The 412-nt window shown below is 58.3% G+C and carries 1 pseudogene; it reads right to left on the bottom strand.

Annotation, left to right across the window (positions count from 1 at the left end):
• Positions 1-49 precede the first annotated feature (49 nt).
• Positions 50-412 (bottom strand): annotated as a pseudogene (locus tag PQR08_RS38705) (SEL1-like repeat protein); the annotation flags it as partial.

The following is a 412-nucleotide window of genomic DNA, read 5'->3' as shown; positions in this document are numbered from 1 at the left end:
AATATGAAGCAACCGGCGCGGCCAACTCGTACGGTGATGGTTGCTGTGCCTACAAGCTAATGTCAAACACGCCCGGCACGCGCAACGTGTTGGGACTGCCCAGGTACGTCCACCGAACCTCCCCGGCTGCAACATCTAGATGCTGCTGACGTACATCAGGAAACGCGTGCCCAGTTTCCACGAATGCCTGTCGGTCCCAGCGATTAAAGAGCGCCGCTAACGGATGGTCTGCCGCCACACGAGCTTCCCATATGCCAGTCTGCGCGCAACGCTTCTCACCGCTGCATTGCAGGGACCGAGGTTCATCGGTGAGTTGCCTTACTTTGCCAGCCTTGACCCGCATCTCGAGGATCTCATGAGGCTGCGTCGCAAGCTTGTATGCTTCGCCCAAGTAGTGCCAACGAACATCGCG

Source organism: Caballeronia jiangsuensis (assembly GCF_046030135.1).
GTDB classification, from domain to species: Bacteria; Pseudomonadota; Gammaproteobacteria; order Burkholderiales; family Burkholderiaceae; genus Caballeronia; species Caballeronia jiangsuensis.
This window is presented reverse-complemented; position numbering and strand designations above follow the sequence as displayed.